This is a genomic window from Streptomyces sp. NPDC051907 (genome assembly GCF_040681075.1).
Taxonomy (GTDB): Bacteria; Actinomycetota; Actinomycetes; order Streptomycetales; family Streptomycetaceae; genus Streptomyces.
The window spans coordinates 1-6887 of sequence record NZ_JBFAYB010000185.1 but is presented as its reverse complement, the minus strand read 5'-3'; the positions used below and the strand labels follow the sequence as shown (position 1 = coordinate 6887).

The window sequence follows — 6887 nt, the reverse complement described above, 5'->3', positions numbered from 1 at the left end:
GGGGATGATGTGGCGGGGGATGACCGGCTGGTTGTCGTCGTCGTACATGAGGCTTGGTCTCCTGTGATCCGGCCGCCCGCCCGGCCGGGCGGCCGGGCGGACGTTCGTGACGTTACTGCGGGGCGGGCGGGATGCCGGGGAGGCTGGTCACTTCATACCGGCCAGGGCGCGCAGCTCGGCCTTGATCTCCTTGGCCTTCTCGCCGCGCCAGCCCCTCGCGTTGCCCAGGAAGCGGCGGACGATGCCCTCGCCGGAGTCGTGGCCGTAGTCGTCGGTGATCTTGTCCAGCTCGCGCATCGCCACCAGGTAAGGGACGGCGCTGTACGTGACGTTGCCCCAGCTCTCGCGGATGTCGGCCGCGATCTCGTGGAGCGGGCGGGTGCGCTCGGTGATGAGCTCGACCGGCACCCGGTGCGTGTCGCCGCTGGCGGTCATGATGTCCACGCTCGGCAGGCTGGGGTCTTCGCCGACCTTGAACACCGTGCCGATCACGGTGATGCTCTCGTCGGTCGCGGTGACGTGGTGCCCCTTGCGGAGCTGGTCCAGGGTGAAGGTCATGGTGTGCTCGTCTCTGTCGTATGGGCCCCCGGCCGGGCGGCCGGGGGCCGGTCTGCGTGGATCAGCCTTCGGTGCAGTCGCAGGTGCCCGCCGGGGTCCGGACCAGGAAGCAGTCCGGGCACTGGCGCGCCCTCACCTTGGCGGCCTCCGCCGCCAGCTCCGCCTGGCGCTCGCGCTTGAGGGCGGAGCGGCGGGCTTCGTAGGCCAGCTGCTGATCGAAGGCGTATCGGCGGTCGGCTTCCTGCTGTCGGAGCCATTCGTCGTCGCCGGGGGTACCGGCTGCGAAGCTGGCGGTGAGCGTCATGGCTTGGCCTCCCGTCCTGCCGTGTGACAACAGATTAGCTTCCGCCATAGACATTTGTAAATCCTGTGTCACTGCGTGTCGGCATCCGCCCGCACCGGGAACCGGCGCGCCGCCCGCCGCTTCGCAGCGTCGGCCACGACGCCACGGCACCGATTGCCGACCACGACCCCCACGGCCGTGCCCGCGTGCTCGTCGAGGTCGGCCTCGGCGACGCCAGCCGACCGGGCCTCCTCCCGGACCAGGTACTCCAGCTCCATCAGGGCGTCGGCCACCTCCGCGCCGAGCTGTTCCAGCCGCTCCGCGAACGGCTGCCCCGGCTTGCCCATGCGGTCGATGATGATGTTCAGGCCGAGTCCGGCCATGGCACTACTCCTTGGTCTGCGGGGATGGGGTCAGCCCTGGGCGGGCGGCGACACGACCGTGAACGAGGTGCGCCGCGCGTAGTAGACGGCGCGGTCGCGGTTGCCGAACTTGCGCTCCACGCCGACCGGCCACAGGTCGTACGCCGTCCCGTCCGGGTAGGCCGCCCTGGCGCTGTCGCTCAGCGGCAGGCGGGCGCGGGGGTGTTCGGCGGGATCACGGTGCTCGGTGATCTCGTACTCGCCGTGGGCGCGGCTGCCGGTGTAGCGGACGACAGTGCCCACGGGCACCGGCTCGTCGCCGGGGGTGTAGTCGGTCTCGGGCGTGGCCATGCGGGGGTTCCTCTCTCAACGGGCCGACCCCGTCCGGCGGACGGGGTCGGCGATCTGCGGGGATCAGTAGCGGTTGCGGTCGGGGTGGTCGGCGGGCAGCGGCTCCACGTCGCACACGCGGGGGCCGGAGTGCCAGTCCAGGCCGAGCTCGGCCACGGGGCGCGGGTCGGTGACGATGAACATCTGCTGGGTGGTGCCGGACAGGGCGATGGCGGCCAGCCGGTTCAGGCCGTTGACCAGGTAGCCGTCCTCGGTGAGCGGGATGGGGTCGGGGCTGGGCTTCCACGTGCCCATGAGCATGAGCGTGGCGTAGCGGGCCACGCGCTTGCCGTCCAGCCGCTCGGCCACGTACCGCAACGCCGACCGCCGCATCAGCTCCCGCGCCCGCTCGGGGTCGATCTCGTGCACGCCGTCCGTGATCCACGCGTCCGCCTCCACCTGGCGGGCGTACGCGGCGGCGTGGTCGGTGGAGACCTTGGCGTGGCCCAGGAGTTCGGCGGCCTTCTCTGGGGTGATGTAGGTGTCGTGTTCGCGGGGCTCGGTCATCGAAGGTTCTCTCTCCTCTGTGGCAGGGTGCCCGCCCGGCGGGCGCCGGGCGGGCGGGTCGGCCTGCGGGGATCAGTTGGTGCACTCGGGGCACCAGACCGACCGCTTTCCGCTGCGCAGCCCGCGCTCCTGGACCAGTCGGTTCAGCGGGTGGGCGTGCTTGTGGTCGGTGCAGATGAGGGCGTACTTGCCGTCCTTGCGGCCGACCTGGGCCTTCTGGCGGGGCTTGTCGTAGAGCAGCTCCCAGCCGTCCACCGCGGACTTGCCCAGGGCCTCGCGGCGGCCGGTGTTGCCGGTGCGGCGGGCGGCGGCCTGGCGGGGCTGGGGGTCCTTGGCGACCGAGGCGGCCTTGGCCTTGACGGCGGGGGCCTGGGTGCAGCCCTTGCCGTGCTCGCCGCTGGCGATGATCTTCTCCACCAGGCAGCCGCACGCGGCGCGCCGGTCGGCGTCCTTGTCTTCGGCGGGGGCCTGGTCGGCCGGGGAGTCCTCGGCGGCGGGGGCGGTGGCCGCCGCGCCGGTGTCCACCTCGCCCATGACGGCGGCCAGCGCGGCGTCGAACGCGGCCTTGGTGTCGGCGTCCGGCTCCGGCAGATCGTCCTCGTCGGCGGCGGGCTCGTCGACGGCGGCGACCATTGCGGCCAGCTCCGGGTCGGCGGCCTCGGCGGCGGCCAGCGCGGCCTCCGCCTCGTCCGTGTCGGCGGCGGTCTCGGTCACGTGGGTGGTGTCGTCGGCGTCGACGGCCGGGGCGACGGGGGTCTCGGCGACCGGCGCGCCCTTGGCGGTGTAGCTGACCTTGTCGGTGGCCTGGGTGCGGACCTCGACGTCCACGCGGTCCAGCTTGGCGCGGGCGTCGGCCTCGGCGCGGGCGGCCTTCAGGTTGCTGACGATCTTGACCTCGGGGCTGGAGGCGGTGGCGGCGACGACGTAGCGGGTGGTGGCCATGGCGGGCTCCTTAGTGACTTGGGGGCGTCTGCCCCCTTGTGTGACACAAGGTTTACATACGCCGAGTCGATTGCACAACTCCAATGTCTCAGAGACATGAGATTTGTGTACAGCACCTGGCGAACGCTAATGTTGTGTCTCACACGGCAGCAAGGAGACCACGTCCATGGGCGTTCAGATCACGCGGGGGCCGTCCCCGCAGTCCCACCCCCCGCCGCCCCTGCTGGGCGCGGAGGGGAAGCGGATGGTCACGGTCTGCGCGTTACGCGCTCAGACCCTGCGGCGCAGCGCCGACCAGGCCAGCCCGCTCCAGGCGGAGCGTGCGGTGCTGGAGTACGGCGCGGCTGTGGCCCTGGACCGCGCGGCCAGCCTGTGGGCTGACTGCGCGGACGGGCAGGCGCGGAGCTGGATGGCGGCGGCGGAGAACGCGCTGGCCGCCGCCCTGGTCCCGATCCCCTGGACGAGGCGGACCTGACCACATGCGACACGAGGAGACCTGTATGACCTGGAACGACGCCCGCCCGCTGAGCACCGACCCCGGCCGGGCGCTGGCCGTGGAGGTCAGCGACTCTCCGGCTCACGCCCACGACATCGTGGCGGGCGCGCTGGAGGGGCTGGCCTACGTCGACTGCGTGGCGACCGACCAGCTCCCGGGCGAGGAGCTGCCCGCCGTCCGCGTCGCCTATCTGCGCGGATGGGCGGCGGCGGCGATCGTGTCGGACGCGGTCGAGGGCGAGCGGGAGTTCACCTCCGCCGCCGACTTCGCCGTGTCCGGTCGGGAGGTGGAGTTCCTGCCGACCGGAGTGAAGCTGGGGATGCTGACGCTGGCGGCCAGCGCGATGGGTCAGGCGGACTGGGCCCTGGGGATGCTGAGCATGGATCTGACGCCGGTGCCGGTGGGGCACCGGGAGGAGGCCGACGCGCTGCGGCTGAAGCTGACGCTGGCGGCGCGGGCCAGGGTGAAAGGGGCGCGGCGTGGCTGAGGTGCGGGCGGAGCGGCCGGACGAGGCGGAGGGCGGCGAGCAGTTCTTCCTCCTGCGTGCGGAGGGGGACGACCGGGTGTGGCATACCCGTCAGTTCACCTTCCGCACGCGGGAGAGGAAGCCGGTCCTGGTGCCGTACTGGTTCGAGGCCGGGAAGACCTGGCACGTGTGGGCGGGGGCGGAGCGGAAGGAGTCGCCGCCGATCACGTCGTTCGCGACGATGGCCCAGGTGAAGGAGTACATCGGGGGGCTGGTCGACCGGGCGGCCGGGTAGCTCCGCGGGTGAGCCCCCCGGCCGGTTGGCCGGGGGGCTCTCTGCTGCCCGCGCCGCGCCGCGTGTCAATAGGTTTGCGTCCGCACATGTCGCATGCTAATCTAGTGTCACACGGCAGGGGGGTTCGACCCGAAGGAGACCAGGCTATGAAGCTCGATGAGCTGGCAGAGATGATCGCCGCCGGTGACGCCACGACCACGATGATTGAGGCCATGGGCCAGCGCATGGCGCGCGAACCCGAGGGCTGGGACTGGGAGCACGAGGCGGCCGTCTGCGAATGCGGTCTGCTGCTCGTCGCTCTGCCGCACACCATCCGCCAGACCCGCGTCGTGGTGGTGCCGGACCCGGCATTCCGGCCGCCCCACCCTGGCGCTCCCCGCCCGACCCGGGCGCTCAACGTGTTCTACGACATGAGCCACGCCCACGCCGCCGACAGCGAGGGCCGGGCGCGGTGCGCGGAGTGCTGGGAGGAGGACGCCCCCTGCGGCGGGCACGAGGCGGAGATGTGCGACACGCCCAACGCCGAGACGTGCCCGATCTGCGCGGACGAGCCGGTGCTGCCCGGCGGGGAGCACTGCCTGGAGTGCCGGCCCGCCGAGGCGGAGTGGGACAAGGACGCGTACCTGGGGCTGTAACCCCAGCAGGTCAACCTGGGTGGGGGGCGTTGCAGCCCAGCCCCCCACCCTTAAACTCTGTGTCTCAGAGACAGGAGGTTTGCATCATGAAGCAGGACGAAGACGAGCACACGCGCACGCTCTGGAGTCACAAGGAGCTGGCGAAGGGCATGGGGCTGTCGCGAGGCCATCTGTACCGGCTGCTGGAGAACGGGCACATGATCGGGCCGGACGTGGTGGTCGCGAAGGACAACCTCGGCTGGGAGCCGAAGCGGGCCCGGCGGTTCGGCGCGGACGCCGACCGGCTGGACGCGGACGGCCACCCCCGCAACCTCCCGGCGGCCGAGGGCTCCCTGGCCAAGGCGGCGACGCTGGTGAAGTCCACGTACAGCGTGACGCCCAGCGTCTACCTGTCGTCGTGGCTGGCGTCGTACGCGTACGGCCTGAGCAAGCAGGCGGTGTACTTCATGCGGGAGCGCAACGCGTTCATCCCCGCAGACGTGGCCGTGGGCCAGGGCCGGTACCGCAAGTACGGCTGGGCCGAGCCCCGCGTCATCGAGTTCGGCGAGCAGACCGGCCGCCTGAACGACGACGGGATCGACCTGTGGGTGGTCCGCCGGACCGCCGAGTTCGGCCTGTCACCGGACATCGCCTGGGTTCAGCAGCGGCTCGCCGAGCGCCCCGGCCTGACCAGCCGGGTGGAGCGGGCGCTGGAAGCATGGCGGGAATCGCAGGAGGCCGCCTAGTCCACAGAAAGACGGCAGCCCCCGGCATGACGGAATCAGGACCGGGGGCCGCCTACACGGCGTCAACGAGCAAACACGTAAGGAGACCAAGCCTCAAATGGTGAACACGTCGACGGCTACAGCATCCACGGCGGGTGCCCCAGTGTCCAGTCACGTCCTGCCCAGTACGGACGTGCCCGCGGATTTCACGCAGATGATGGAGCTGGCGAACATGCTGGCCGAGGCCGGGGAGTTCCTGCCGGTCAAGCTGCGGAAGAAGCCCCACAACATCCTTGCGGTCATGCTGCACGCGCGCGCTCTGGACATCCCGATCGCGGTCGCGTGGAAGGAGCTGTACCTGGCCGGTGACGGCTCGGTGGGCACCTCGGCCAAGCTGGCGCGGGCGCTGGCCCGGCGGGCGGGTCACCGGATCAAGTACGTGGAGTTCGACCGGTTCCACGCGGTGGCGCTGATCCACTGCAAGGGGGAGCCGGAGGCGCACGAGGTGCGCTTCACCATGCAGGAGGCCGTCGCGCTGGGCCTGACGACGCCTTCGGAGCGGACCGGTTTCGGCGGTGAGCAGTACGCGAAGCAGCCGGAGAACATGATGGTCGCCCGCGTCACGACCAGGGCCATCACCCGGTACTGCCCGGAGGTGCTGATCGGGATGCCGCTGTCCGTGGAGGACATGCTCGACGGCGAGGACGAGTCCGCGTTCCCGGACAGCGACACGATCGCGACGGTCCTCCAGGAGCACAAGGACACGGCGGTGCGGCTGCTGCGGCTGGCGGAGCTGACCGGCGGGCAGCCGAACGGCGTGGTGCGGCTGACGCTGCTGCGCGAGGTGTTCATGGAGGCCCGCGATGCGCTGGCGCTGGACTTCGCGGCGGACGACACCGGCGAGTACAGCGTGCGGAACGTGCTGACGGAGAAGATGAAGGAGGCCGACCAGCTCGCGAAGGGGCAGGCGTCGGGCACGGTGGAGCACGCTGACCCGGCCGTGGGCCCTCAGTCCATTGACGATCTGCGCAGTCTGATGGAGCCCCCGGCGGAGGACGCCCCCGCCGCCGAGGCGGAGCCGGAGCCGGAGCAGCCGAAGGCGGCGGCGAAGCGGGCCGCGAAGAAGACGCCCGCGAAGAGGGCCGCCCGCGCCAAGAAGGCGGCGGCGAAAGCTCCCGAGAAGACGCAGGCAGACCCGGCCAGGGCGGAGCGAACGTGCCCGACCGTCTGAGCGCGGTCGTCCTCGACA

The 6887-nt window shown here is 71.5% G+C and carries 12 protein-coding genes; 6 read left to right on the top strand and 6 right to left on the bottom strand.

Translation table 11 applies throughout. From position 1 onward, the window contains the following. Positions 1–147: 147 nt before the first annotated feature. The 6 genes from AB0M39_RS40980 to AB0M39_RS40955 all read right to left on the bottom strand — a co-directional run bounded on the left by AB0M39_RS40980 (position 148) and on the right by AB0M39_RS40955 (position 3042). Positions 148–558, bottom strand: coding sequence for a hypothetical protein (locus tag AB0M39_RS40980; protein WP_365374008.1), 411 nt, complete (start codon positions 556–558; stop codon positions 148–150). A 61-nt stretch (positions 559–619) separates the two neighbouring features. Then, positions 620–862 carry a hypothetical protein gene (locus AB0M39_RS40975; protein ID WP_365374006.1) on the bottom strand — a complete coding sequence of 81 codons (243 nt, stop codon included), beginning with the start codon at positions 860–862 and terminating at the stop codon, positions 620–622. Positions 863–930: 68 nt separating this feature from the next. Beyond that, positions 931–1224, bottom strand: coding sequence for a hypothetical protein (locus AB0M39_RS40970; protein ID WP_365374003.1), 294 nt, complete (start codon positions 1222–1224; stop codon positions 931–933). Between the two features lie 30 nt (positions 1225–1254). Beyond that, the gene (locus tag AB0M39_RS40965) at positions 1255–1554 is read right to left on the bottom strand and encodes a hypothetical protein (protein WP_365374002.1); all 300 of its coding nucleotides are present in this window, start codon (positions 1552–1554) and stop codon (positions 1255–1257) included. 63 nt (positions 1555–1617) lie between these two features. Then, the gene (locus AB0M39_RS40960) at positions 1618–2100 is read right to left on the bottom strand and encodes a hypothetical protein (protein ID WP_365373999.1); all 483 of its coding nucleotides are present in this window, start codon (positions 2098–2100) and stop codon (positions 1618–1620) included. Between the two features lie 72 nt (positions 2101–2172). Beyond that, positions 2173–3042, bottom strand: a complete 870-nt coding sequence (locus AB0M39_RS40955; RefSeq protein ID WP_365373996.1) for a hypothetical protein — start codon at positions 3040–3042, stop codon at positions 2173–2175. Between the two features lie 166 nt (positions 3043–3208). Here AB0M39_RS40955 and AB0M39_RS40950 point away from each other — a divergent pair, with 166 nt between their 5' ends. The 6 genes from AB0M39_RS40950 to AB0M39_RS40925 all read left to right on the top strand — a co-directional run bounded on the left by AB0M39_RS40950 (position 3209) and on the right by AB0M39_RS40925 (position 6869). After that, positions 3209–3517: a hypothetical protein gene (locus tag AB0M39_RS40950; protein WP_365373994.1), complete on the top strand. Its 309-nt coding sequence runs from the start codon at positions 3209–3211 to the stop codon at positions 3515–3517. A 25-nt stretch (positions 3518–3542) separates the two neighbouring features. Next, entirely contained in the window at positions 3543–4025 is a 483-nt protein-coding gene (locus AB0M39_RS40945) for a hypothetical protein (RefSeq protein WP_365373991.1), read from the top strand. Beyond that, positions 4018–4299, top strand: coding sequence for a hypothetical protein (locus AB0M39_RS40940; RefSeq protein WP_365373988.1), 282 nt, complete (start codon positions 4018–4020; stop codon positions 4297–4299). The genes AB0M39_RS40945 and AB0M39_RS40940 overlap by 8 nt, the downstream gene beginning before the upstream one ends. Positions 4300–4445: 146 nt before the next feature. After that, a complete protein-coding gene (locus AB0M39_RS40935) occupies positions 4446–4934 on the top strand; it encodes a hypothetical protein (RefSeq protein WP_365373985.1) in 489 nt (162 codons plus the stop codon). 86 nt (positions 4935–5020) lie between these two features. Beyond that, positions 5021–5659, top strand: a complete 639-nt coding sequence (locus AB0M39_RS40930; protein WP_365373982.1) for a hypothetical protein — start codon at positions 5021–5023, stop codon at positions 5657–5659. Between the two features lie 142 nt (positions 5660–5801). Further along, entirely contained in the window at positions 5802–6869 is a 1068-nt protein-coding gene (locus AB0M39_RS40925) for a hypothetical protein (RefSeq protein WP_365373979.1), read from the top strand. Positions 6870–6887: the final 18 nt, after the last annotated feature.